Source organism: Paracoccus sediminis, assembly GCF_900188295.1.
Taxonomy (GTDB): Bacteria; Pseudomonadota; Alphaproteobacteria; order Rhodobacterales; family Rhodobacteraceae; genus Paracoccus; species Paracoccus sediminis.
This window is the reverse complement of record NZ_FZNM01000002.1, coordinates 300,002-323,276: the sequence shown is the minus strand read 5'-3', so window position 1 is coordinate 323,276 and position 23,275 is coordinate 300,002. Positions and strand designations below refer to the sequence as shown.

The following is a 23,275-nucleotide window of genomic DNA, read 5'->3' as shown; positions in this document are numbered from 1 at the left end:
CGCCCCTGCCGGCGCTGTCCAGGTTGTACCGCTTGCGGCCTGGCGCATCACCCATGACGCGTCAAACCCAGGCAGGGCGCACCGGGTCAGTCCTGCCGCGGGGATCGGCGCTGTCCGCCCGCGCTTGTCCGCCAAATCGCCCTGCCGATACGGCCCCGGCATCAGCGGGATAACAGGGCCAGTGCCGCGCTGTAACGGTTGCTGCCGGTCGCCGTCTGGATTTGGGACAGCGCCAGATACCGTGTCACCAGCCTGTCAATGGTTTCATCCGTGCCGATCCTGGAAAAACTGCTGCTGCCCAGCACACGTTCGGATGCTGACATGAAGTCTTCCAGCTGCCGATCGACCGACAGGTTTCCGATCGCATTGCCAAAGCCGAAGGCCCCCTGGAAAACCTTGCGCAAGGGTTCGCTGCCCAAGACTTCGTACCACAGGGTCTTGTCGCTTGAACTGCGGGTGGCGAACTCCCTCAATTCGTTGCGGGCGTTTATCGCCAATCGATAGCTTTCGTCGCCGTCGCCGACGCGTTTCTGGAACTGCTGCTGGACATAGGCCTGGGTCATCGCCTGGCCGGTCGCCGCCGGATCATCCCCCCGCGCCTGAAATTCGCGCGCAAGCTTGAGATACCGCTTGTCGCTGAGCCGGTTCACCAGGGATGCCTTGTCGCCAAGATCGGACTCCAGCACCTTGCGGATAAAGGCCTTGTTGGCGATGTCCTCGCCCAGGCCGAAGGCGCCCAGGGCAACTTGAAGCATCTTGTAATCGCCAACCAGATCCTCGGCCGTGGTGTCCTGGGTCAGGTTGTCGCGGAAATAGGTCGTGGCGCGCTGGACGACGGGATCCCTTGCCGTGGCCTCGACCTGGCGCGTTTCGATGCGCTGCAAGACGCGCCAGCCCGCAATGCCGCCTAATCCGATGCTGATGGCGGACGGCATGGCAATCTCATTGACGGCGGGAAAGGATAAGCCGGTCTTCCTGAAGCAGCAGTTCGCGCAGCTTTCGCAGGGCCGGATAGACGGCATCGTCGTCGATGCTGGTCTTTGCCTCGCGCAGGCTGGCCTGCCATTCGGCATGGTCGGACACCAGCGCCAGCTGCGATACCGCCAGCAAAAGCTGTCGCTTGCCTTCGGCCGGATCGGCGTCGCCGGACAGGATCAGCTGCGCGATATAGCAGGCGCGGCTGACCGGCGTGTTGGCGTGATCGGGATGGATCGCATCCTTGAGCCGCAGGACATTGGCATTCGGCGTGCGAATGGCGATCTTGGACCGGCGGTCGCCATTTTCGATGACCGCCCCATTGATAAGCACGCGTTCGTTGGGGGCAAGCTTCAGGACAAGGCCGCTCATGCCGCGATCTCTTGGCGCAGGCCGCGCATCATGGCCATGTTGATGTCGATCAGCGGATCGACCTTTGCCTTGCCTGCCATGGCCAGATGCCCATGGCGCAGCGAAAACGATGCCAGCGACAAGAGCTGTGCCCGCAGGGCATCGGGCAGTCCGTTTTCCGAACCGGCCAGGTCGGCGGCAAGGATCGTCCACAACTGGTTGTTCTTGTGAGCGGCCGCGATCAGGTCGGGGCCATGTTCATCCTGGGCTGCCTGGCGCAGCATCCGGGTGACGCGAGAGAAGGCTTCGTATTCGGCGTCGCGCGAGGTGCGGACGACGTTGCTGCCGTAACCATTTCCGGCAAAGGACGGAACCGCGTTCAAGGTGATCTTCCTGATCTGAGAGGGGTTCGGTGATGCGGGACGGGGGCGCCGCCGGGGCGCCCCTGCCGGTCATGGATCAGCGGAACAGGCTCATGATCGCCGAGGGCGCCTGGTTGGCAATCGACAGGGCCTGGATGCCCAGCTGCTGCTGGGTCTGCAAGGCCTGGAGACGGGCCGAAGCCTCCTCCATGTCGGCATCCACCAGCGAACCGACGCCGATCTTCAGCGAATCCGCCAGGCTGCCGACGAAATCGGACTGGTCGGTGATCCGCTCGGACGCGGCGCCAAGCGTCGCCGAACCTGCGATCGCGACGTCAAGCAGCGCCTCGATGTCGCCGATGGCGGTCTGGGCGGACGCTTGATCGGTGATGGCCATCAGCGTGCCGCCGACGATATCAGCCTCATAGTCCAGCGAGTTGACGACGATGGTGTTGGGCGTCGTGGCGCCCGTGCCCGATGTCCGGTCCAGCGAGGCCAGCGTGGTGAAGGTGGCGCCGCCATTGATGCCATCGGTGCTGAGCAGGTTGATCCCGTTCATCTGCGTGCCGGACACGATCGAGGTGATGTTCGCCATCTTCTCGGTGATCTGGTTCTGCACGGTCGTGAAGTCCACGCCGTCGTTCGCCGCAGTCGCCGCCAGCTTCTTCATGTCTTCCAGCAGGGAAACGACCTTGTCCGATCCGGTCAGTGCGGTCGTGACGGTCGCGTTGGCGACGTTCAGGCTGCTTTGCAGGGTCTTGGCGGCGGACTGGTCAGTTTCCATGGTCTTGGAAATGGCCCACAGCGCGGCGTTGTCCTTGGCGCTGCCGATGGTCTTGCCGGTCGAGATTTCCGCCTGCGTCTTGGTCAGGCTGGAGTTCACGTTCTTCAGGGTTTGCACTGCGACGATGGCGCCGTTGTTGGTCAGAATACTGGACATCTTATCCTCGGATATAGGGGATGCTTTGCATCCGCGATTGTGACGGTTGGCCTTCTGACCCTGGGCGTTTGTCCCTGTGCCGCTTTTGGCATGACCGCAGTCCTAGCAGCCGGTGATTTACGGATAGTGAATTTGCCCCTGTCCTCCAAACATCGAACGCAAAGGATTTTAGCTAAAACCGCTGCGCCAGCGCGGCATTGGTCGGCGTGGTCCGGCGCTGGCCTGCCTTGTCATAGGTTTGCAGCGTCCGCGCGTTTTGCAGGATGTCGCGAATCTGGTCGATGGCCCGCTGGGTGCCGCGCGCCGAATCCTCGGCCAGGCGGCGCAGATGCAGCAGGGTCTGTTCGATCCGGGGCCTGGTGTCCGCGTCCACCCCGTCGCGTTCGAATCGTTTCGAAAGCGCCTCGATCCGGGCCAAGGCCAGGGTGGGATCGCCCGAAACGATCGCCTGCTGGATCCCGTCCAGCATCATCTTGTGCTTTGTGTTCATTTGATTTCCATTCTTTCGGCAAGTCCAAGATCGATCTGTCCGGCCAGGACGGCGGCATATTCCTGGGTCAGGAAGCTGGAAAACTGATCCTCGCCGACGCCCCCGCCAAAGGCGCCGTTCATCGATTTCGGTCCGCAGTATTTTAACATCTCCTCAAGAAACGCCTGTTCCAGCTTTTCGGCGGGCGACGGAGGGGATTTCGACAAGGGCAAGGATGTCTGAACGTGATTGACCAGCATGGCATGTCCCGATTGCAAGGTTTTTTCAGGATTAAAGGACCGCGGTAAATAAATCGTAAGGAATCACCGCTATCCCTTCGGCTTGTAATGAGTTTGGGAATCACAGAATGGCGGAATGTCTTGTCGTACCGGTCCTGAATATCGCAATGCCCGTGGTGCTTGCGGACCCTGCGGTCGAAACCGGGGCCGTTGCCACGGACTTCACGCTGGAGGAAGCGGGTTCCGACGATCTGCCGGAACAGCCGCGATCCGAGGCCGCCCCCGTCATCGTCGAAACGGCCGATCCCTTGCAGATGCTGATCGAGGACATGTCGGGAATCACCGGCGCCTTGCGCGAACCGGTCCCGATGCCCGGCCAGGGCGCGGGCCTTTCTGCCCCGGCCCTGCCGGAGGCAGCGATGCCGCAATCCGCTGCGGTCGAAACGGACGCAGCGACCAACGGTTCGAACGCGGCAACCACCGATTCGGACGCCGCGACGGTCGATCCAGACATGTCGGCCGCCAATTCGGACCTATCGGCGGCCAAGTCGGACATATCGGCGGCTGATTCGGTCCCCTTCGCCTTTGCGGAACCCAAATCGGCTGTCGGACCCTTGCCGCAGCCGGTGGCCGCGAACCCCGCTGCCGTTTCGGGGGAAACGCCCCCGCAGCCCGTCGCGGTCGATACCGATGCCCTGCCGGGGCGCGAAAGGCCACGTCGTATCGTGGCGGACGCGGAAACGATGATGGCCGAAACGGCGCCACGGATCGTCCCACCAGGACGTGCGACCAACACGTCTGAAACCGCGCCGCAGGACATGACGCGAATTGTGGAAACGTCCGTCGATCCGGCCGGATCGGACCCTGCCACGATCGAATTTTCGGCCCTGCTGGCCGACGCTGCGGCCCCTGCGGCGATCATCGTCCCCCTTCGCGACGAAGGTGTGATGGCGGCCGAACTGCGCTCTGCCCGGCCCGCGATCGTTCCGGTTGCCCGGCAGATCGCCGAAGCCGTCATCGTGGCGCGCGACGATGTTGTGGAAATCGCTCTGGCGCCCGAGGAACTGGGCCGGCTGCGCCTGGTCATGTCCGGCCCGGACCACAACCCCCATGTCGCCATCTGGGTCGAACGGCCCGAGGTTCTGGACCAGTTGCGCCGCAATGCCGCAATCTTGCAGGAATGCCTGGGCGATGCCGGAATGGCCGGCGCGACCCTGGAATTCCACGACGACACATCGTCGGGATCGCGCGGCGACCGGCCCGGCGACGCGGCCCCCGTCCGCCGCCCCTTCGAAACCGCAGAGCCGGTCCAGGCCATTCCGGTTGCCTGGACGCCGATGGCGATCCCGGCCCGACTGGACATTCGCATCTGAAGGAGAAAAAGCGTGGTTTCCGCAATCAGCACCACCACAGCCGCCACTGCCGCGGCAACGTCCACGGCGGCCGGCATGTCCCCCGCCGCATCCGCGAATTACGACACCTTTCTGAAGATGCTGACCACGCAGCTGAAGAATCAGGATCCGTTGAACCCGATGGAGGGGACGGACTTCGCGGTTCAGCTTGCCACCTTCTCGGGCGTGGAACAGCAAGCCCAGACCAACAAGCTGCTGCAACAGATGATCGCCCAATCGGGGGCCGGATTGGGGCAGTTGGCCGAATGGATCGGCAAGGAGGTGCGCACGACCGAGCCGGTCTGGTTCGGCGATACGGCGCTGACGCTGGACATCGCGCCGGACAGCCGCGCCGACGGGGTGACGCTGGTGGTCATGAACGAATCGGGCCGCGAAGTCCTGCGCGAGGAAATCGGACCGGGCGAAGGCCAGATCGACTGGTTCGGGCGCGACGATGCCGGGCAAAAGCTGGCCGACGGACGCTATTCCTTCGTGATCGAAAGCAGCCGCGCCGGAGAGGTGATTTCCGAAGTTGCGGCCGGTGCCTATGCCCGCGTGGCCGAGGCCGAGGTCAGCGACAAGGGGGTCGAACTGAACCTCGAGGGGGGCGGATCCGTCCTGGCCAGCCAGATCGAGGCCCTGCGCGATCCCGGCTAGAGCCGGGGCAGAAAGCCGCCGCGCATGGCCAGAATCTCCTCCCTGATGCGGGCCGTGGCGGGGCTGGGCTGGCGGTCGGCGCGGCGCAGCAGATACCAGCTTCGCTGGATCGGCAACCCGATGCCGCGCAGCGCGATCAGGCGGCCGGACCGCAATTCCTCGGTCACGGTGTGCTGGGAAATCAGCGCGATGCCAAGGCCCGCGATGACGGCCTGCTTGATCGTCTCGTTGGTGCCCATTTCCACCGCGCGCCAGGTCGCGCCTTCGCCGATGCGGTCCAGAAACCGGGTCATCAGGATGCGGGTGCCCGACCCTTCCTCGCGCGAAAGGAAGGTCTGCGCCAGCAGGTCGCCCGGCATCACCGGATCGGCCTCGGCCAGCGGATGATCCGGGGCGGCGATGATGAGGTGGGGATGCGGACCGACGGGGTCGGCGATCACCGCCGGTTCGCGCGGCGGACGCCCCATGATCGCCAAATCCAGGTCATCCCCTGCCAGTGCCGCCAGGATCGCGTCGCGGTTGCCGATGCGCAGCGTCACCTCGATATCAGGCAATCGTCGCAAAAGGCGCGCGACCAGGCCGGGCGCGAAATACTTGCCCGTGGACACCACGCCCAGCACGACATTGCCGATATGGCCCTGCTGCAAGGCCCCGATCTCGCGTCCCGCGCGGGCCAAAGCAGTGGCGATCTGCGATTCGGCCAGCAGCAGGGCGTGGCCTTCGGGGGTGGGGCGAAAGACACCGTGTTCCGCCCGCGCCACCAGGGGGCACCCTGCCAGATCCTCCAGCCCCCGCAGCTGGCTGTGGATGGCGGGGGTCGTCAGGCGCAGTTGGGCCGCGGCATTCGTCAGGCTGCCGCTGTCGGCCACCGCCCGAAGACAGCGCAGCTGGCGCAAGGTCAGGCCATCCAGTTTCATGTTAAGTTAATTCTAATTCTGTTTTCGAATTATTAAATTTCCTTAAAAGTTCCTGCCTGTCAATCTGTCTTCGATAGTCGTCAGGGGAGGGGCCGATGACCACGCCCAGCATGGACACGACGCATGTTCCGCCCGGCTTCCGGGCGTTGATGCTGGCCTTGGCGCGCGGTGGGGCGACCTTGGCGGGGCTGATCCGGCGCGGCGACGCGGGCCTTTCGGCCGATGTGGAGATCAACAGCGGTGGCGATGGGCAAAAGCGTCTGGACATCCAGGCGGATGCCATGTTCCGCGACGCGCTGCGCAATGCCGGGCTGCGGTGGTATGCCAGCGAGGAACTGGAAGCCCCCGTCGCCATGCAACCGGACGGCATTCTGGCCCTGGCCATCGACCCGCTGGACGGATCATCGAACATCGACACCAATGTGTCCATCGGCACGATCTTCGCCGTCTACCCGGCGGAAAGCCAAGCCGGGACCAGTTTCTTGCGCCCGGCCCGCGACCTGATCGCGGCGGGTTACATCGTTTATGGCCCGCGCTGCTGCCTGGTGGTCAGCTTTGGCGACGGGACGCAGATTTACACCCTGAACCCCGACACCGACAGCTTCGATCTGACCGATCCGCGCGCCGTCCTGCCCGACTGCCATTTCGAATTCGCCATCAACGCGTCGAACTATCGGCACTGGCCGCGCCCGATCCGCGCCTATATCGACGATTGCCTGGCCGGGATCGACGGCCCGCGCGCACAGAACTTCAACATGCGCTGGATCGCGTCCCTGGTGGCCGAGGCGCATCGGATCCTGATGCGGGGCGGCATCTTCCTGTATCCGTCAGACGCCCGCCAAGGCTATGAACGCGGAAGGCTGCGGGTGCTTTACGAATGCGCGCCCATCGCCTTTGTCATCGAACAGGCGGGCGGACGGGCGACGGACGGCGCGCTGCCGATCCTGGACGGGGCCATCACCGACCTGCACGGACGCACCCCGCTGGTTTTCGGGTCCGCCGAAAAGGTGGACCGCGTTGCCGCCTATCACGACCTGCCCGAGGCCGAGGTGTCGGCCCTGTTCGGCCATCGCGGCCTGTTCCGGGCCTGAGGACATCATGAGCAAGAAGCACCCCATCATTTCCGTCACCGGCAGTTCCGGCGCGGGCACCACCACGGTCAAGACGACCTTCGACCAGATCTTCCGCCGCGAGGGCATCGCCGCCGTCAGCATCGAGGGCGACGCCTTCCACCGCTTCGACCGTCAGGCCATGAAGGACGAACTGGCCCGCAGGCAGGCGGCAGACGACCAGACCTTCAGCCATTTCAGCTTCGATGCCAACGAACTGGAAAAGCTGGAGGAGATCTTTCGCATCTATGGCGAAACCGGCAGCGGAGAGACGCGCCATTACGTCCACGACGACCGCGAGGCCGAACGCTGGGGCACCCCGCCCGGCACCTTTACCGCCTGGGCGCCGTTTCAGGAAGGATCGGACCTGCTGTTCTACGAAGGGCTGCACGGCGCGGTCGCCAACGGCGCGGTGAACCTGGCCGGGCTGGCGGATCTGAAGATCGGCGTGGTGCCGGTCATCAACCTGGAATGGATCCAGAAGATTCATCGCGACAAGGCCAGCCGGGGCTATTCGACCGAGGCCGTGACCGACACGATCCTGCGCCGGATGCACGCCTATGTGCACTGCATCTGCCCGCAGTTCACCCAGACCGACATCAATTTCCAGCGGGTGCCGGTGGTCGATACCTCGAACCCGTTCATCGCCCGCTGGATCCCCACGCCCGACGAAAGCCTGGTGGTGATCCGGTTCCGCAACCCGCGCGGCATCGACTTTCCCTATCTGACCCAGATGATCGACGGGTCATGGATGACGCGGGCCAATTCCATCGTGATTCCGGGGCCAAAGATGGATCTGGCGATGCAGCTGATCCTGACGCCGATGATCCTGCGCCTGATCGCCGACGCCAGGCGCGCCTGAGGGGGGACACGCCATGATCCAGATGACCCGCATCGACCCCGCATTGGAAACCCGCATGGCCACCGCAGATCCGGCCCGGCGCCTTAGCGAGGGAGAGGACTGATGGCGCTGATTACGCTGAGGCAACTTCTGGACCACGCTGCCGAACCCGGCTATGGCGTGCCCGCCTTCAACATCAACACCCTGGAACAGGGCCTGGCGATCCTGAAGGCGGCGGCGGCCGTCGATGCCCCGGTGATCCTTCAGGCCAGCCGGGGCGCGCGGTCCTATGCCGGCGACATCATGCTGCGGCGCATGGTCGAGGCCTTGGCCGAGATGAACCCAGACATCCCGATCTGCCTGCATCAGGACCATGGCAACAATCTGGCGACCTGCATGTCGGCGATCCGCCACGGGTTCACGTCCGTCATGATGGACGGGTCGCTGCACGAGGACATGAAGACCCCCGCCGACTATGACCATAACGTCGCCATGGCCGAACTGACCGCGCTGTGCCGCGACCGGTTCGAACGCTTCGACACGGCAGGGCAGGCCAGCCAGATCACGGTCATCGCGATGGACGAGATGGCCAAACGCCATGCGTCGGGGACGCTGGACCCGGCCATCACCGGCGCGAAAGCCGCCTGAGAGGAGGAAAGACCATGAACGACATGTCGTCGAACCAGACCATCGCCGATGGCAAGACGCGGTATTCCGCGGGCGTGTTGAAATACGCGCAGATGGGGTATTGGGAACCGGACTATACCCCCAAGGATACCGACGTGATCGCGCTGTTCCGCATCACGCCGCAGGACGGCGTGGACGCGGTCGAGGCCGCGGCGGCGGTGGCGGGCGAAAGCAGCACCGCGACCTGGACGGTGGTCTGGACCGACCGGCTGACGGCCTGCGACAAGTACCGCGCCAAGGCCTATTGCGTGGATCCGGTGCCGAACAGCGCGGGCGAATACTTTGCCTATATCGCCTATGACCTGGACCTGTTCGAGGGCGGTTCCATCGCCAATCTGACCGCATCCATCATCGGCAACGTTTTCGGTTTCAAGCCGCTGAAGGCCCTGCGGCTGGAGGACATGCGCCTGCCCGTGGCCTATGTGAAGACCTTCCAGGGGCCTGCGACCGGCATCGTCGTCGAACGCGAACGGCTGAACGTCCATGGCCGCCCGCTGCTGGGCGCGACCGTCAAGCCCAAGCTGGGCCTGTCGGGCAGGAACTATGGCCGCGTCGTCTATGAGGCGCTGAAGGGAGGCCTCGATTTCACCAAGGACGACGAGAACATCAACAGCCAGCCCTTCATGCATTGGCGCGACCGTTTCCTGTACTGCATGGAGGCGGTGAACCGCGCATCCGCCGCGACCGGAGAGGTCAAGGGCACCTATCTGAACGTCACCGCCGGGACCATGGAGCAGATGTACGAGCGCGCCAGTTTCGCCAAGGATCTGGGCAGCGTGATCGTGATGATCGATCTGGTGATCGGCTATACCGCGATCCAGTCGATGGCGAAATGGGCGCGCGACAACGACGTGATCCTGCACCTGCACCGGGCTGGGCATTCGACCTATACCCGGCAGCGCAGCCACGGTGTCAGCTTCCGGGTCATCGCGAAATGGATGCGGCTGGCAGGGGTCGATCACCTGCACGCCGGAACCGTGGTCGGCAAGCTGGAAGGGGATCCGGCCACCACCAAGGGCTATTACGACATCTTCCGCGAGGAGCGGAATCCCCAGGCGCTGGAAAACGGCATCTTCTTCGACCAGGATTGGGCATCCCTGAACAAGATGATGCCCGTCGCCTCGGGCGGGATTCACGCGGGCCAGATGCATCAGCTGCTGACCTATCTGGGCGAGGATGTCGTGTTGCAGTTCGGCGGCGGCACCATCGGCCACCCGCACGGCATCGCCGCGGGCGCGACCGCCAACCGCGTCGCGCTGGAGGCGATGGTGTTCGCCCGCAACGCCGGCCGCGACATCTGGAACGAGGGCGAGGACATCCTGCGCGACGCCGCCCGCACCTGCACGCCCCTGAAGCAGGCCCTGGATGTGTGGAAGGACGTCAGCTTCAATTACGCCTCGACCGACGCACCCGATTTCGCCCCCACCCCCGACGTTTCCGCATAAGGAGTGCCCCGATGAAACTGCGCCAGGGACAGTTCAGCTTTCTTCCCGACCTGTCGGACGACGACATCCGCGTGCAGGCCCAATACGCCATCGACAACGGTTGGGCCGTGTCCGTGGAATACACCGACGACCCGCATCCCCGGAACACCTATTGGGAAATGTGGGGCCATCCGATGTTCGACAACCCGGACGCCGCCGCCGTGGTCTTCGAGGTCAGCGAATGCCGCAAGGAACACGGCGGCAAATACATCCGCGTCATCGCCTTTGACGCCTCCCCCGGCTGGGAATCCATCCGCATGAGCTTCATCGTGAACCGCCCGGCGACGGAACCCGGATTCCGGCTTGTCCGGCAAGAAGATGCGGGACGCGTCGTGCGCTATACTATCGAAAGCTATGCGGCGCGCGAACCCGAAGGCGCGCGCTACGCCTGAGCCATCCGGGCGGCGCCCTTTCCCCCGCCGCCCGGTCCCTTTCCGAAAGGTGCCTCCATGGACAATCCCCGCCCCACCCATGTCGATCTGGCCCAGTCCTTTCACGACAGCGGCGTCCGGGACGTGCTGCGCGAACTGGACAAGACCCTGATCGGGCTGGAACCCGTGAAATCGCGCATCCGCGAAACTGCCGCCCTGCTGCTGGTCGATCAGGCCCGCCGCCAGATGGGGCTGGCCACGGAAACGCCCACGCTGCACATGTCCTTTACCGGCAACCCCGGCACCGGCAAGACCACGGTGGCGCTGAAGATGGCCGACCTGCTGCACCGCCTGGGCTATGTCCGCAAGGGCCATCTGGTCACGGTCACGCGCGACGATCTGGTGGGCCAGTACATCGGCCACACCGCGCCCAAGACCAAGGAGGTGCTGAAGAAGGCCATGGGCGGCGTCCTGTTCATCGACGAGGCCTATTACCTCTATCGGCCTGAAAACGAACGCGACTACGGCCAGGAAGCCATCGAGATCCTGTTGCAGGTGATGGAAAACAACCGCGACGATCTGGTGGTGATCCTGGCGGGATACAGCGACCGGATGGACCGTTTCTTCGGGTCGAATCCCGGCTTTCGGTCGCGGATTGCCCACCACATCGAATTCCCGGACTACTCTGATCCCGAGCTGCTGCATATCGCGGAAAACATGCTGGCCGTGCAGAACTATCGCCTGGACGATGGCGCGCGCATGGCGATGGAACACTATATCGCCGCGCGCCGGACCCAGCCGCATTTCGCCAATGCCCGGTCGGTCAGGAACGCGCTTGACCGCGCCCGGCTGCGGCAGGCCAACCGCCTGTTCAACGAGGGGAACGGACCCATCGACGCCGACCGGCTTTCGCTGATTGCGGAAGCCGACATCCGCGCCAGCCGCGTCTTTCGCGGAGGACTGGACATGGATAAGATCGATGGCGACAGGCTTGACGTGCGGGCCGCGAACCGCCAAGCCGCTGCCCAATGATGCCCAGGGAAACCGCCATGACCTTCGACCGCACGATCAAGATCGCCCCGTCGATCCTGTCCGCCGATTTCGCGAATTTCGGCGCCGAAATCCGCGCCATCCAGAATCAGGGCGCCGATTGGGTCCATGTCGATGTGATGGACGGCCATTTCGTGCCGAACCTCACCTTTGGCCCGCCGGCGGTCACGGCGTTCCGCCCGCATGTGACGACCTTCATGGACGTGCACCTGATGATCGCGCCGGTGGACGCTTACATCGACGCCTATGCCGAAGCTGGCGCCGACATGATTACCGCCCATGTCGAGGCGGGGCCGCATCCGCACCGCACGTTGCAGGCGATCCGCGCGACGGGGAAAAAGGCCGGCATCGCGCTGAATCCCGGCACCCCGGTCGAGGCGGTCGAATACCTGCTGGATCTGGCCGACATGGTCCTGGTGATGACGGTGAACCCCGGCTTCGGGGGCCAGAAGTTCATCCACAGCCAGGTGGACAAGATTGCCCGGCTGCGCGGCGCCATTGGCGACCGGCCGATCCATATCCAGGTGGACGGCGGCGTGGATCCGAAAACCGCGTCCCTGGTCGCCAAGGCCGGGGCGGATGTGCTGGTGGCCGGATCGGCGGTCTTCAAGGGCGGATCGGTCGGCCAGCCCGAGGTTTACGGCGCCAACATCCGCGCGATCCGCGAGGCGGCCAGGGGACCGGCGCAAGCGGTTTGACATCGCCCATCCCCTGCGCTTTCCTGCCCGGAAACATCGCAGGGGGCGAACATGGATCTGGGCATCAGGGGAAAGCGCGGGCTGGTCTGCGCGGCGTCGAAGGGGTTGGGGCGCGGCTGCGCCGAGGCCTTGGCCGAAGCCGGGGTGGATCTGGTCATCAACAGCCGGACCGACGATGACATCACCCGCGCGGCCAGCGAGATCGCCGCGAAATACGGCGTCAGCGTCACCCCCGTGGCCGCCGACATCACCACCGACGAAGGCCGCGCCAAGGTGCTGGCTGCGGTGGGCCAGGCCGATATCCTGGTCACGAACGCGGGCGGCCCGCCCCCCGGCGACTGGCGCGACTGGAGCCGGGACGACTTCATCCGCGCCATCGACGCCAACATGCTGTCGGCCATCGCGCTGATGCAGGCGCTTGTGCCCGGCATGATGGACCGGGGCTGGGGGCGGGTGGTCAACATCACCTCGCAATCGGTGAAATCCCCGGTGTCGGTGCTGGGCCTGTCCAATACGGCGCGGACCGGGCTGACCGGGTTCGTGGCGGGCATGTCGCGGCAGGTGGCGGGGCACGGGGTCTGCGTGAACAACATCCTGCCCGGCATCCACGCGACCGACCGGGCCGTCAGCCTGGACAAGGGCGTCACCGAGAAACAGGGCATCACCATGGAGGAGGCCAAGCGCCAGCGTCAGGCGGGCATTCCCGCCGGCGCCTATGGCGATCCGGGCGATTTCGGCGCGACCTGCGCGTTCCTGTGCAGCCAGCAGGCCCGCTTTATCGTCGGCCAGAACATCCTGCTGGACGGCGGCGCGCTGAACGCCACGATGTAGCGGCCTTGGGGGATGGCGGTCATTTCAGCGGATCATGGCCCCAGTTCATCAGCGAATACCGCCAGTCGCTGTGTTCCTTGTCCTCGTCCGGGCCGCCCTGGGCGGTGTGGCGCTTGATATAGCCCACGACCTTGGCCATGTGCGCCCAGTCGTCGTCGGTCAGGTCGGCCTTTTTCGTGTCCTTGATCGTCAGGATGCGCTTGCCGGACTTGTGGCCGGTGCTTTCGCCCTTGCCCCCGGTGTCGCCGACGGCCTTGCTGTCGCCGGTGTCCAGCCATCTGCGCAATTCGGCGGGGGTCATGTTGACCAGGTTCTGCCATTCGCGCCAGATCTCGTCACGGGATTTCATGCGCCGCTCCTTTTTCGGCCCAACCCGTGGGGTCGGTCGGGGTTCCGGCGGCCGGCGACGGGGTTGCGCGCGCCCAGGCCAGCCGTTCGGCCAGATCGCCCGTGCGAAGGTTTCCCAGCCATCCTCCTCCAGCAGCACGACCGAGCGGCTGTTGACCAGGGGCAGCAGATCCTTGGCCCGCGAAAGACGGCGCGGTTCCGCCTTTCCTCGAATGGCGGATCGATCCGGCCGGGACGGCCAGATCAGCCGCCGCCATGCGCCGGAGCCGGGCCTGCGCGCGGGCGTAACGGACGCCGCGATGCTTGCACCGGCTGACCACCCAGTCCTCCGCCCGGCGGGTGTTCAGAAGAAAGGCCGAGCCGGGAAAGCTGCGGGCGAAAAACGCGAACTCCATGAACGCCTCGGCGATGGCCATGTTGAGGTAGCAGAGCGATCCCATGTCCGTGCACGCCGTCGTGTCGGCCCAGGGCCACAAGGGCGCGGCCTGGGTCAGCTTCGACCAGGCGATATCCTCGGCCAGGGTGCCTTTGGCCCAATGGACGGCGGGATAGCCGTTCATCTGGAACAGCCGGGCGATAAGAGTGGTGCCGCATTTGGTGAAGCCGATTTGGAAGACTTTGCGCGACACGCCCTGCCCCGTGGTGATGCCCGATCCTGCTGCGGGGACGAACTTCTGTCCATCCGCGCCGCGGGGACCGTCCCGATTGCCCGACTGCGACAAAAGGCTTGCCTTGCGACAGACGCCCGGCTAGCTGTCAGCCATCGGAATTCGGGAGAAGCTGGCCCGCGCCAGTGCCGAAGGAGCAGCCGCCCCGGCGAACTCTCAGGCAGAAGGACCGTTTTCCGCCAGAACTCTGGAGAGTGGCGCGCCGCGCCCGCCGAAGGGATAACGATCTCAGGCGCCCAAATCGGTTGAACCGGGTCGGGCAGGGACAGAGGGGGCATCGAACGGGCAACCGCCCGCCACCCGATGCCGGCTGTCCGGCTGTTTGAGAAGGAGGTCGCATGACCGACGATCCGCGCCGGACCCCGCTTTACGACATGCATGTCGGGCTTGGCGCCCGCATGGTGCCCTTTGCCGGCTGGGAGATGCCGGTTCAATACCCGATGGGCGTCATGGCCGAACACCTGCACACCCGCGCGCAGGCCGGGCTGTTCGATGTCAGCCACATGGGGCAGGTTCTGGTGACGCCCCGCGACGGAAACATGGAAACCGCCGCCCTGGCCCTGGAACGCCTGATCCCCGCCGACGTACGGGGCCTGGCGCCGGGGCGGCAGCGTTACGGGCTGTTCACGAACGACCGGGGGGGCATCGGGGACGACCTGATGTTCGCCAACCGGGGCGATCATGTCCTGCTGGTGGTCAACGCCGGTTGCGCAGAGGGGGACATCGCCCATCTTCGGACCCTGGACGAGGTTGATGTGACGCCCGTCACCGACCGCGGCTTGCTAGCCCTGCAAGGCCCGCTGGCGGCGGATGTGCTGGCGCGGCTGGTGCCCGAGGCTGCGGCCATGCGCTTCATGGACAGCCGGATTTATCCCTGGGATGGGGTCGACCTGTGGATCTCGCGGTCGGGCTATACGGGCGAGGACGGGTTCGAGATTTCCGTGGCTGATACGCGCCTGCAATCCTTTGCTCAGGCCCTGCTGGACCAGCCCGAGGTGGCCCCCATCGGCCTTGGCGCCCGCGACAGCCTGCGGCTGGAGGCCGGGATGCCGCTCTACGGCCACGACATGGACGCGGACGTGACGCCCGCGCAGGCGGCGCTGGGCTGGTCGATCCCCAAGGTCCGCCGCCCCGGCGGCGCGCGCGCGGGCGGATTTCCGGGGGCCGACACGATCCTGCCGGAACTGGCCGACGGTGCCGCGACCATCCGGCGGGGCCTGCGCCCCGAGGGCCGCGCGCCGATCCGCGAAGGCGTGGCGATCTTTGCCGGGGCCGAAGGGGGCGAGGCCATCGGCCATGTGTCCTCGGGCGGGTTTGGGCCATCGGTCGGCGGCCCGGTCGCCATGGCCCGGCTGCCTGCGGAACTGCCCGACGGTGCGACCGTTTACGCCGAACTGCGCGGCAAACGCGTTCTCGTGGCCGTCGCCCCCCTGCCCTTCATCACGCCATCCTACAAACGCTGAGGAGCCTGTCCCATGCTGAAATACACCGAAGACCACGAATGGCTGCGCGCCGAGGGCGACGAGATCGTCGTCGGCATCACCGCCCATGCCAGCGAACAGCTGGGCGATGTCGTCTTCATCGAACTGCCCGAAGAAGGCCGCAAGGTCGAGGCGGGCGAGGAGATCGTGGTGATCGAATCGGTCAAGGCGGCGTCCGACATCTCGGCCCCGGTCGCGGGCACGATCACCGCGGTCAACACGGCCCTGGCCGATGCGCCGGGCAGCGTGAACGACGATGCGCTGACCGCCTGGTTCTTTCGCATCAAGCCCGCCGATCAAGGCGCCATGGACGGCTTCATGGACGAGGACGCCTATCGGGCGCTGATCGGCTGATGCATCAGGCCGGGGGCTGTCCGCCCCCGGACCCCCGAGGATATTTGAACCAAGGCAAAGATGCCTTGAGAGATGGCGACCATGACCCGCTGGACCCCCACCGACTACAACCCCGACGATTTCGCGAACCGCCGCCATATCGGGCCCTCCCCGGCCGAGATGGAGGCCATGCTGAAGGCCGTGGGCGCCGACAGCCTGGACGCGCTGATCGACCAGACCATTCCCGCGGCGATCCGGCAGGACACGCCGCTCGATTGGCCCGCCCTGTCCGAGGCCGCGCTTCTGGACCGGATGCGGCAGGTGGCGGCCAGGAACACCGTGATGACCAGCCTGATCGGCCAGGGCTACCATGGCACGGTGACGCCCCCCGCGATCCAGCGCAACATCCTGGAAAACCCGGCCTGGTACACGGCCTATACCCCCTATCAGCCGGAAATCGCGCAGGGGCGGCTCGAGGCGCTGCTGAATTACCAGACCATGGTGGCCGACCTGACCGGGCTGCCTGTCGCCAATGCGTCCCTGCTGGACGAGGCGACGGCCGCGGCCGAGGCCATGGCCATGGCGCAGCGGCAGGCCAAGTCGAAATCCGACGCCTTCTTCGTGGCCCATGACCTGCATCCCCAGACCATCGCGGTGATCGAAACGCGGGCCGCGCCCCTGGGCATCCGCATCGTCAAGGGGTCCATCGACGATCTGCACCCCGATCAGGTGTTCGGGGCGATCTTCCAGTATCCCGGCACCTATGGCCACATCCGCGACCTGACGCCCGAGATTTCGGCGCTGCACAAGGCGGGCGCCCTGGCCGTGGTGGCGACCGACCTGCTGGCGCTGTGCCTGCTGAAGGAACCCGGCGCCATGGGGGCCGACATCGCGGTGGGATCGTCACAGCGGTTCGGGGTGCCGATGGGCTATGGCGGGCCTCATGCCGCCTTCATGGCCTGCCGGGACGAGCTGAAGCGGACCATGCCGGGGCGGATCGTGGGCGTCAGCATCGACGCCAAGGGCAACCAGGCCTATCGCCTGTCGCTGCAAACCCGCGAACAGCACATTCGGCGCGAGAAGGCCACGTCCAACGTCTGCACCGCCCAGGCGCTGCTGGCGGTGATGGCATCGTTCTATGCGGTCTTCCACGGCCCCGAGGGCCTGCGCGCCATCGCGCAGCGGGTGCATCTGCACGCGGCGACCATTGCCGCTGCCCTGCGCGCGGCAGGGGCCGAGGTCGCGCCGGACACGTTCTTCGACACGATCACCGTCAAGGTCGGCGTGGGCCAGGCGGGCATCCTGGCCGCCGCCCGCCATCGCGGCATCAACCTGCGCCGCGTCGGCCGCGACCGGGTGGGGATCAGCGTCGATGAAACCACCGATTCGGATGTCATCGCGCGGCTGCTGGATGCGTTCGGCATCTCTGACGCGGCCCAGCCCGCGACCGGCCCGTCCATCCCCGAGGATCTGCTGCGCGAATCGGACTATCTGACTCATCCGGTGTTCCACATGAACCGCGCGGAATCCGAGATGATGCGCTATATGCGCCGGTTGTCGGACCGCGATCTGGCGCTGGATCGGGCGATGATCCCGCTGGGCAGTTGCACCATGAAACTGAACGCCGCGGCCGAGATGATGCCGATCACCTGGCCGGAATTCGGCGCCCTGCACCCCTTTGCCCCGGCGGACCAGGCGGCGGGCTATGCCGAGGCGATTTCCGACCTGACCGACAAGCTGTGCCAGATCACCGGATACGACGCCTTTTCCATGCAGCCCAATAGCGGTGCGCAGGGGGAATATGCGGGGCTGCTGACCATCGCCGCCTATCACCGTTCGCGCGGCGAGGATCGCGATGTCTGCCTGATCCCGGTTTCCGCGCATGGCACCAACCCGGCATCCGCGCAGATGTGCGGGATGAAGGTCGTGGTGGTGAAGTCGGCGCCCAATGGCGACATCGACCTCGAGGATTTCGCGGACAAGGCGGCCAAGGCGGGCGACCGGCTGGCGGCGGTGATGATTACCTATCCCAGCACCCATGGCGTGTTCGAGGACACCGTGCGCGAGGTTTGCGACATTACCCACAGGCATGGCGGGCAGGTCTATATCGACGGGGCCAACATGAACGCCCTGGTGGGCCTGGTGAAGCCGGGGGAAATCGGCGGCGACGTCAGCCACCTGAACCTGCACAAAACCTTTGCCATCCCCCATGGCGGCGGGGGGCCGGGCATGGGACCGATCGGGGTCAAGGCGCATCTGGCGCCCTTCCTGCCGGGCGATCCGCGCGACGGCGACAGCGGCGCGGTCAGCGCGGCGCCCTTTGGCAGCGCGTCGATCCTGCTGATCTCCTGGGCCTATTGCCTGATGATGGGGGGCGCGGGGCTGACGCAGGCGACGCGGGTGGCGATCCTGAACGCGAACTATATCGCGTCGCGGCTGGCCGGGGCCTATCCGATCCTGTTCATGGGCAACCGGGGCCGCGTCGCGCATGAATGCATCATCGACACGCGGCCCTTTGCCGAACACGGCGTCACCGTGGACGACATCGCCAAGCGGCTGATCGACAACGGCTTCCACGCGCCCACCATGAGCTGGCCGGTGGCGGGCACGCTGATGGTCGAACCCACGGAATCCGAGACCAAGGCCGAGATCGACCGCTTCGTCACAGCCCTGCTGGCCATCCGGGACGAGATCACCGAGGTCGCCGAAGGCCGCATCAGCGCCGCCGACAGCCCGCTGCGCCACGCGCCCCACACGGTCGAAGATCTGGTGGCCGACTGGGACCGCCCCTATTCGCGCGAACAGGGCTGCTTCCCGGCGGGCGCGTTCCGGGTGGACAAGTACTGGCCGCCGGTGGGCCGGGTGGACAACGCCTATGGCGACCGCAACCTGGTCTGCACCTGCCCGCCCTTGGACAGCTATGCCGAGGCGGCAGAGTAAGGGTTGGGCCTAAAGGCCCAGCCCCTCGTCCACGCCCAGCATGATGTTGAGGTTCTGGACCGCCGCGCCCGACGCGCCCTTGCCCAGGTTGTCCAGAACCACCACCACCGTGGCGCAGCCATTCTGCGCATCGCCCTGCACGGTGATGCGCAACCGGTTGGTGCCGTTCAGGTCGGTCGGCACGATCCGCGCGCCGGGATCGTCCCCGACCTGAATGAACCGCTGGCCCGCATAATGATCCGACAGCGCCTCGGCCAGGGTGGCCAGCGTCCGCCCGCCCGTCAGGAACAGCGGCACTTGCACCGCCATCCCTTGGGCAAAGTTGCCAACCGCTGGCGCGAAGATCGGCTGGCGGGTCAGTCCGGCATGGGCCATGATCTCGGGGTAATGCTTGTGGCGCTGGTTGAGGCCATACAGGAAATGGGCCGGCGCGCCCCCGCCTTCGTATTCGGCGATCAGCGCCTTGCCGCCCCCGGAATAGCCGCTGACCGCGTTGATCGTCACCCCTTCGTCGGGCGCAACCAGACCGGCGGCGACCAGCGGCGCCAGAATGGCGATGGCGCCGGTCGGATAGCAGCCGGGGTTGCTGACCCGCCGCGCACCCGCGATCCGGCCGCGCGCGTCCGCGTTCAGTTCGGGAAAGCCATAGGCCCAGTCGGGATGGGTCCGATACGCGGTGGATGCGTCAATGATCCGCGTGTCCAGATCCTGCGCCAGGGCCACCGCCTCGCGCGCGGCGTCGTCGGGCAGACACAGGATCGCCACGTCCGCCTGTTCGAAGGCCGCGCGCCGGGCATCGGCATCCTTGCGGCGGGCGGGGTCGATCTGCACCAGGCGGATGTCGTCGCGCGTTTCCAGCCGCTCGCGGATTTGCAGCCCCGTGGTGCCCGCCTCGCCATCGATGAAAACGCTGTGTGCCATGAAACCGATCCCCTTTGCCGAGACGTTATAGGGGACAGGCCGCGCCGTGCCAATCAGACCGAACAGATTTCCGACCGGGTCAGGAACCGTTTCTCGCGTCCGTTGTCCAGGCTGAACATGCCGCCGCGACCGGGCACCACATCGATAATCAGGTCGGTATGCCCCCAGGCCTCGGCTTGTGACGCGCTGATATAGAACGGCGCGCCGCCGATCTCGCCCAGTTTCACGTCGCGTTCGCCCACCCGGAAATCGCCCTGCGGATAGCACATGGGGGACGACCCGTCGCAGCAGCCGCCCGACTGGTGGAACAGCACCGGACCATGATCGGCCACGATTTCGGCGATCAGATCCAGGGCGGCGGGGGTGGCGGAAACCGTGCTCATGGCGTCAACCTTTTCTTCAGGAACCTTAGCACCTGCCGTTCTTCGGGACGCAGGCCGGGCTGTTGCAGATCGTCGTCGATTTCGTCCTGCAATTCCAGCGTCAACTCGTCGGCCAGATAGGCGTCGATGACCTGGGGGTGGACATAGCATTTGCGACAGATCGTGGGCGTGTTGCCCAACCGTGCCGCCACCGTCTCGATGGCGTCGCGGACGTTGCGCTTGGCGGCGGCCTGGCTGTCGCAGGCCTCGTATTCCGCCAGCGCCAGGGCGGCCAGGACGGTGCCGGTCCAGGTGCGGAAATCCTTGGCGGTGACGTTTTGGCCGGAAATGTCGCGCAGATAGGCGTTCACCTCGGTCGAGGTGATCTTCTGCCGCTGGCCGCCGTCGTCCAGATACTGGAACAGGTGCTGGCCGGGAATGTCCTGCGCGGCGCGCACGATCCGGGCCACGCGGCGGTCGCGCAGGCCCAGGTTCCATTCCTTGCCGGACTTGCCCTTGAAGCGGAAGCGCACCTGGTTGCCGTCGATCCTGACATGCCGGTCGTTCAGGGTGGTCAGCCCGTGCGACTTGTTCTGCCGGGCGTAATCGGCGTTGCCCACGCGGATCATGGTGTTTTCCAGCAGATGCACCACGGTCGCCAGCACCTTTTCGGCGGGCATCCCGCGCCGCGACATGTCCTGGTCCACGCGTTCGCGGATCCGCGGCAGGGCATGGGCGAATTCCAGCATGTGACCGTATTTGGCGCTGTCGCGGATTTCCCTGAAATCGGGATGATAGCGGTACTGCTTGCGGCCCTTCGCATCGCGGCCGGTGGCCTGGATATGGCCGCGCGGATCGGGGCATATCCAGACATCGGTGTAGGCGGGCGGAATTCCTAATGCGGCCAACCGCTTGCGTTCGGCCTTTCCGGTGATCGTCTTTCCATCGGGACCGCGATAGGAAAAGCCCTTTCCCGACCGCGCCCGCGTGATGCCGGGCAGGTCGTCGTTGACATAGACCAATCCCGCCTCTTTCGCGGCATCGCGGGGGTCGGGGATCACGACGTCCTTGGGCATGGCGGGAACCGGGGGCAAAGCGGGCGTTGGGATTCAACGCCGCCCCGTGCCGCTGGTTTCGCCGCGAGGGAAGGGTCGGCGCCTTAGGCACGGGGCAGGTTCGGACGGGCCGGATCGTGGACCGGCCCGCCCGGATCAGAAGAAGCCCAGTTTCTTGGGGCTGTAGCTCACCAGCATGTTCTTGGTCTGCTGGTAATGGTCCAGCATCATCTTGTGGTTTTCGCGCCCGATGCCCGACTGCTTGTAGCCGCCGAAGGCCGCATGGGCCGGATAGGCGTGATAGCAGTTGGTCCAGACCCGGCCCGCCTTGATCGCGCGGCCGAAACGATAGCAGGTGTTGGCGTCGCGCGACCAGACGCCCGCGCCCAGGCCGTACAGCGTGTCGTTGGCGATCGACAGCGCCTCGTCCTGATCCTTGAAGGTGGTCACGGACACGACGGGGCCGAAGATTTCCTCCTGGAAGACCCGCATCTTGTTGTGGCCCTTGAGCACCGTCGGCTTGATGTAATAGCCGCTGGACAGTTCCCCGCCGTGATCCGCCGCCTCGCCGCCGATCAGCACCTCGGCGCCTTCCTTGCGGCCGATGTCGAAATAGGACAGGATCTTGTCTTTTTGTTCCGACGATGCCTGCGCGCCGATCATGGTGGCGGCGTCGCGCGGATCGCCCTGCTTGATCGCCTCGACGCGTTTCAGGGCGCGGTCCATGAAGCGGTCATAGATGCTTTCCTGGATCAGGGCGCGCGACGGGCAGGTGCAGACCTCGCCCTGGTTCAGCGCGAACATCACGAAGCCCTCGATGGCCTTGTCCAGGAAATCGTCGTCCTCGCGGGCCACATCCTCGAAGAAGAGGTTGGGGGATTTGCCACCCAGTTCCAGCGTCACCGGGATCAGGTTTTCGGACGCATACTGCATGATAAGCCGCCCGGTTGTGGTTTCCCCGGTAAAGGCGATCTTGGCGATGCGCGGGTTTCCGGCCAGGGGCTTGCCCGCCTCCAGGCCGAAACCGTTGACGACATTCAGCACGCCCGGCGGCAGCAGGTCGCCCACCAGATCCAGCCAGACCATGATGCTGGCAGGCGTCTGTTCGGCGGGCTTCAACACCACGCAGTTGCCTGCCGCCAGCGCCGGCGCCAGTTTCCAGCAGGCCATCAGCAGCGGAAAGTTCCACGGGATGATCTGGCCCACGACGCCCAGGGGTTCGTGGAAATGATAGGCGACGGTGTCGTGGTCGATTTCCGAAATCCCGCCTTCCTGCCCGCGCAGGACACCGGCGAAATACCGGAAATGGTCGATGGCCAGCGGCAGGTCGGCGGCCATGGTTTCCCGGATCGGCTTGCCGTTGTCCCAGGTTTCGGCGGTCGCCAGCAGTTCCAGATTCTGTTCCATGCGGTCGGCGATACGCAGCAGGATCAGCGACCGTTCCGCAGCCGAGGTCTGGCCCCATGTGTCCTTGGCGGCATGGGCGGCGTCCAGCGCGGCCTCGATGTCGTCGGCATTCGACCGGGCGATCTCGCCCACCTCGGCGCCGGTGATGGGGGTGGTGTTGGTGAAATAGCGGCCCGATTTCGGCGCGGTCCACTGGCCGCCGATGAAATTGTCGTACCGCTTGGCAAAGGGCATCACGCCCACGCCGCGGAATTCGTGCGTCTGGTCGTTCGGCATCGTTTCCTCCTCAGATACGCCCCGAAGTCTCCCTTCTCCGGGCATGAACACAGCTTGGCGCGGGAACGATTCGGCGCAACGGGTTCCGGCCCGCGGCCGCCCGCTTCTGTCT

At 65.7% G+C, this 23,275-nt stretch carries 25 protein-coding genes, 1 pseudogene and 1 riboswitch; of the genes and pseudogenes, 13 read left to right on the top strand and 13 right to left on the bottom strand.

Going from position 1 to position 23,275, the window contains the following annotated elements; genetic code table 11:
• Positions 1 to 161: 161 nt before the first annotated feature.
• The 6 genes from CHB77_RS04600 to CHB77_RS04575 all read right to left on the bottom strand — a co-directional run bounded on the left by CHB77_RS04600 (position 162) and on the right by CHB77_RS04575 (position 3,357).
• On the bottom strand, positions 162 to 935 hold the full coding sequence (locus CHB77_RS04600; protein WP_165456198.1) for a DUF1217 domain-containing protein: 774 nt from the start codon (positions 933 to 935) through the stop codon (positions 162 to 164).
• A 7-nt stretch (positions 936 to 942) separates the two neighbouring features.
• A complete protein-coding gene (locus CHB77_RS04595) occupies positions 943 to 1,347 on the bottom strand; it encodes a flagellar biosynthesis repressor FlbT (RefSeq protein WP_089386992.1) in 405 nt (134 codons plus the stop codon).
• On the bottom strand, positions 1,344 to 1,709 hold the full coding sequence (flaF, locus tag CHB77_RS04590) for a flagellar biosynthesis regulator FlaF (protein WP_089386991.1): 366 nt from the start codon (positions 1,707 to 1,709) through the stop codon (positions 1,344 to 1,346). Before flaF ends, CHB77_RS04595 begins: the two co-directional genes overlap by 4 nt.
• 76 nt (positions 1,710 to 1,785) lie before the next feature.
• Positions 1,786 to 2,628, bottom strand: a complete 843-nt coding sequence (locus CHB77_RS04585) for a flagellin N-terminal helical domain-containing protein (protein ID WP_089386990.1) — start codon at positions 2,626 to 2,628, stop codon at positions 1,786 to 1,788.
• Positions 2,629 to 2,800: 172 nt separating this feature from the next.
• A complete protein-coding gene (locus tag CHB77_RS04580) occupies positions 2,801 to 3,118 on the bottom strand; it encodes a hypothetical protein (RefSeq protein WP_089386989.1) in 318 nt (105 codons plus the stop codon).
• Complete coding sequence (locus CHB77_RS04575; RefSeq protein ID WP_089386988.1) at positions 3,115 to 3,357, bottom strand: rod-binding protein; 243 nt, start codon at positions 3,355 to 3,357, stop codon at positions 3,115 to 3,117. Before CHB77_RS04575 ends, CHB77_RS04580 begins: the two co-directional genes overlap by 4 nt.
• 107 nt (positions 3,358 to 3,464) lie before the next feature.
• Here CHB77_RS04575 and fliK point away from each other — a divergent pair, with 107 nt between their 5' ends.
• Together fliK and CHB77_RS04565 are read left to right on the top strand one after the other, a co-directional pair.
• Positions 3,465 to 4,709, top strand: a complete 1,245-nt coding sequence (gene fliK, locus CHB77_RS04570; protein WP_089386987.1) for a flagellar hook-length control protein FliK — start codon at positions 3,465 to 3,467, stop codon at positions 4,707 to 4,709.
• Between the two features lie 12 nt (positions 4,710 to 4,721).
• Positions 4,722 to 5,384 (top strand): flagellar hook capping FlgD N-terminal domain-containing protein, encoded by a 663-nt coding sequence (locus CHB77_RS04565; RefSeq protein ID WP_242626526.1) that lies wholly within the window; start codon positions 4,722 to 4,724, stop codon positions 5,382 to 5,384.
• On the opposite strand, the gene cbbR is transcribed toward CHB77_RS04565, so the two are convergent.
• A complete protein-coding gene (gene cbbR / locus CHB77_RS04560) occupies positions 5,381 to 6,301 on the bottom strand; it encodes a LysR family regulator CbbR (RefSeq protein WP_089386986.1) in 921 nt (306 codons plus the stop codon). The genes CHB77_RS04565 and cbbR overlap by 4 nt on opposite strands.
• A gap of 95 nt (positions 6,302 to 6,396) precedes the next feature.
• On the opposite strand from cbbR, the gene CHB77_RS04555 reads away from it, so the two are divergent.
• From CHB77_RS04555 to CHB77_RS04520, 8 genes and pseudogenes are all read left to right on the top strand, one after another.
• The gene (locus CHB77_RS04555; protein ID WP_089386985.1) at positions 6,397 to 7,392 is read left to right on the top strand and encodes a class 1 fructose-bisphosphatase; all 996 of its coding nucleotides are present in this window, start codon (positions 6,397 to 6,399) and stop codon (positions 7,390 to 7,392) included.
• Between the two features lie 7 nt (positions 7,393 to 7,399).
• Positions 7,400 to 8,272: a phosphoribulokinase gene (locus tag CHB77_RS04550; RefSeq protein ID WP_089386984.1), complete on the top strand. Its 873-nt coding sequence runs from the start codon at positions 7,400 to 7,402 to the stop codon at positions 8,270 to 8,272.
• A gap of 102 nt (positions 8,273 to 8,374) precedes the next feature.
• Positions 8,375 to 8,740, top strand: a pseudogene (locus tag CHB77_RS04545) (class II fructose-bisphosphate aldolase); the annotation flags it as partial.
• A 182-nt stretch (positions 8,741 to 8,922) separates the two neighbouring features.
• Positions 8,923 to 10,383, top strand: coding sequence for a form I ribulose bisphosphate carboxylase large subunit (locus CHB77_RS04540; protein WP_089387169.1), 1,461 nt, complete (start codon positions 8,923 to 8,925; stop codon positions 10,381 to 10,383).
• Between the two features lie 11 nt (positions 10,384 to 10,394).
• Positions 10,395 to 10,814: a ribulose bisphosphate carboxylase small subunit gene (locus CHB77_RS04535; protein ID WP_089386982.1), complete on the top strand. Its 420-nt coding sequence runs from the start codon at positions 10,395 to 10,397 to the stop codon at positions 10,812 to 10,814.
• 57 nt (positions 10,815 to 10,871) lie between these two features.
• Positions 10,872 to 11,825 (top strand): CbbX protein, encoded by a 954-nt coding sequence (cbbX, locus tag CHB77_RS04530; RefSeq protein WP_089386981.1) that lies wholly within the window; start codon positions 10,872 to 10,874, stop codon positions 11,823 to 11,825.
• A gap of 17 nt (positions 11,826 to 11,842) precedes the next feature.
• A complete protein-coding gene (gene rpe / locus CHB77_RS04525; RefSeq protein WP_089387168.1) occupies positions 11,843 to 12,541 on the top strand; it encodes a ribulose-phosphate 3-epimerase in 699 nt (232 codons plus the stop codon).
• A gap of 51 nt (positions 12,542 to 12,592) precedes the next feature.
• On the top strand, positions 12,593 to 13,372 hold the full coding sequence (locus CHB77_RS04520; protein WP_089386980.1) for an SDR family oxidoreductase: 780 nt from the start codon (positions 12,593 to 12,595) through the stop codon (positions 13,370 to 13,372).
• A gap of 19 nt (positions 13,373 to 13,391) precedes the next feature.
• Here CHB77_RS04520 and CHB77_RS04515 read toward each other — a convergent pair whose 3' ends face one another.
• Positions 13,392 to 13,721 (bottom strand): DUF3140 domain-containing protein, encoded by a 330-nt coding sequence (locus tag CHB77_RS04515; RefSeq protein WP_089386979.1) that lies wholly within the window; start codon positions 13,719 to 13,721, stop codon positions 13,392 to 13,394.
• Positions 13,708 to 14,349: a hypothetical protein gene (locus tag CHB77_RS04510; protein WP_131023312.1), complete on the bottom strand. Its 642-nt coding sequence runs from the start codon at positions 14,347 to 14,349 to the stop codon at positions 13,708 to 13,710. The genes CHB77_RS04515 and CHB77_RS04510 overlap by 14 nt, the downstream gene beginning before the upstream one ends.
• 132 nt (positions 14,350 to 14,481) lie before the next feature.
• Positions 14,482 to 14,570, top strand: a riboswitch (glycine riboswitch).
• A 156-nt stretch (positions 14,571 to 14,726) separates the two neighbouring features.
• Here CHB77_RS04510 and gcvT point away from each other — a divergent pair.
• The 3 genes from gcvT (at position 14,727) to gcvP (ending at position 19,142) form a co-directional block, all read left to right on the top strand.
• A complete protein-coding gene (gene gcvT / locus CHB77_RS04505; protein ID WP_089386977.1) occupies positions 14,727 to 15,851 on the top strand; it encodes a glycine cleavage system aminomethyltransferase GcvT in 1,125 nt (374 codons plus the stop codon).
• Between the two features lie 12 nt (positions 15,852 to 15,863).
• On the top strand, positions 15,864 to 16,223 hold the full coding sequence (gcvH, locus tag CHB77_RS04500) for a glycine cleavage system protein GcvH (protein WP_089386976.1): 360 nt from the start codon (positions 15,864 to 15,866) through the stop codon (positions 16,221 to 16,223).
• Positions 16,224 to 16,304: 81 nt separating this feature from the next.
• Positions 16,305 to 19,142: an aminomethyl-transferring glycine dehydrogenase gene (gene gcvP / locus CHB77_RS04495; RefSeq protein WP_089387167.1), complete on the top strand. Its 2,838-nt coding sequence runs from the start codon at positions 16,305 to 16,307 to the stop codon at positions 19,140 to 19,142.
• A 9-nt stretch (positions 19,143 to 19,151) separates the two neighbouring features.
• On the opposite strand, the gene argC is transcribed toward gcvP, so the two are convergent.
• The 4 genes from argC to adh all read right to left on the bottom strand — a co-directional run bounded on the left by argC (position 19,152) and on the right by adh (position 23,163).
• On the bottom strand, positions 19,152 to 20,063 hold the full coding sequence (argC, locus tag CHB77_RS04490) for an N-acetyl-gamma-glutamyl-phosphate reductase (protein WP_089386975.1): 912 nt from the start codon (positions 20,061 to 20,063) through the stop codon (positions 19,152 to 19,154).
• A 53-nt stretch (positions 20,064 to 20,116) separates the two neighbouring features.
• Positions 20,117 to 20,446 carry a DUF779 domain-containing protein gene (locus CHB77_RS04485; protein ID WP_089386974.1) on the bottom strand — a complete coding sequence of 110 codons (330 nt, stop codon included), beginning with the start codon at positions 20,444 to 20,446 and terminating at the stop codon, positions 20,117 to 20,119.
• The gene (locus tag CHB77_RS04480; RefSeq protein ID WP_089386973.1) at positions 20,443 to 21,501 is read right to left on the bottom strand and encodes a DNA topoisomerase IB; all 1,059 of its coding nucleotides are present in this window, start codon (positions 21,499 to 21,501) and stop codon (positions 20,443 to 20,445) included. The genes CHB77_RS04485 and CHB77_RS04480 overlap by 4 nt, the downstream gene beginning before the upstream one ends.
• Positions 21,502 to 21,636: 135 nt before the next feature.
• Entirely contained in the window at positions 21,637 to 23,163 is a 1,527-nt protein-coding gene (gene adh, locus CHB77_RS04475; protein ID WP_089386972.1) for an aldehyde dehydrogenase, read from the bottom strand.
• Positions 23,164 to 23,275: the final 112 nt, after the last annotated feature.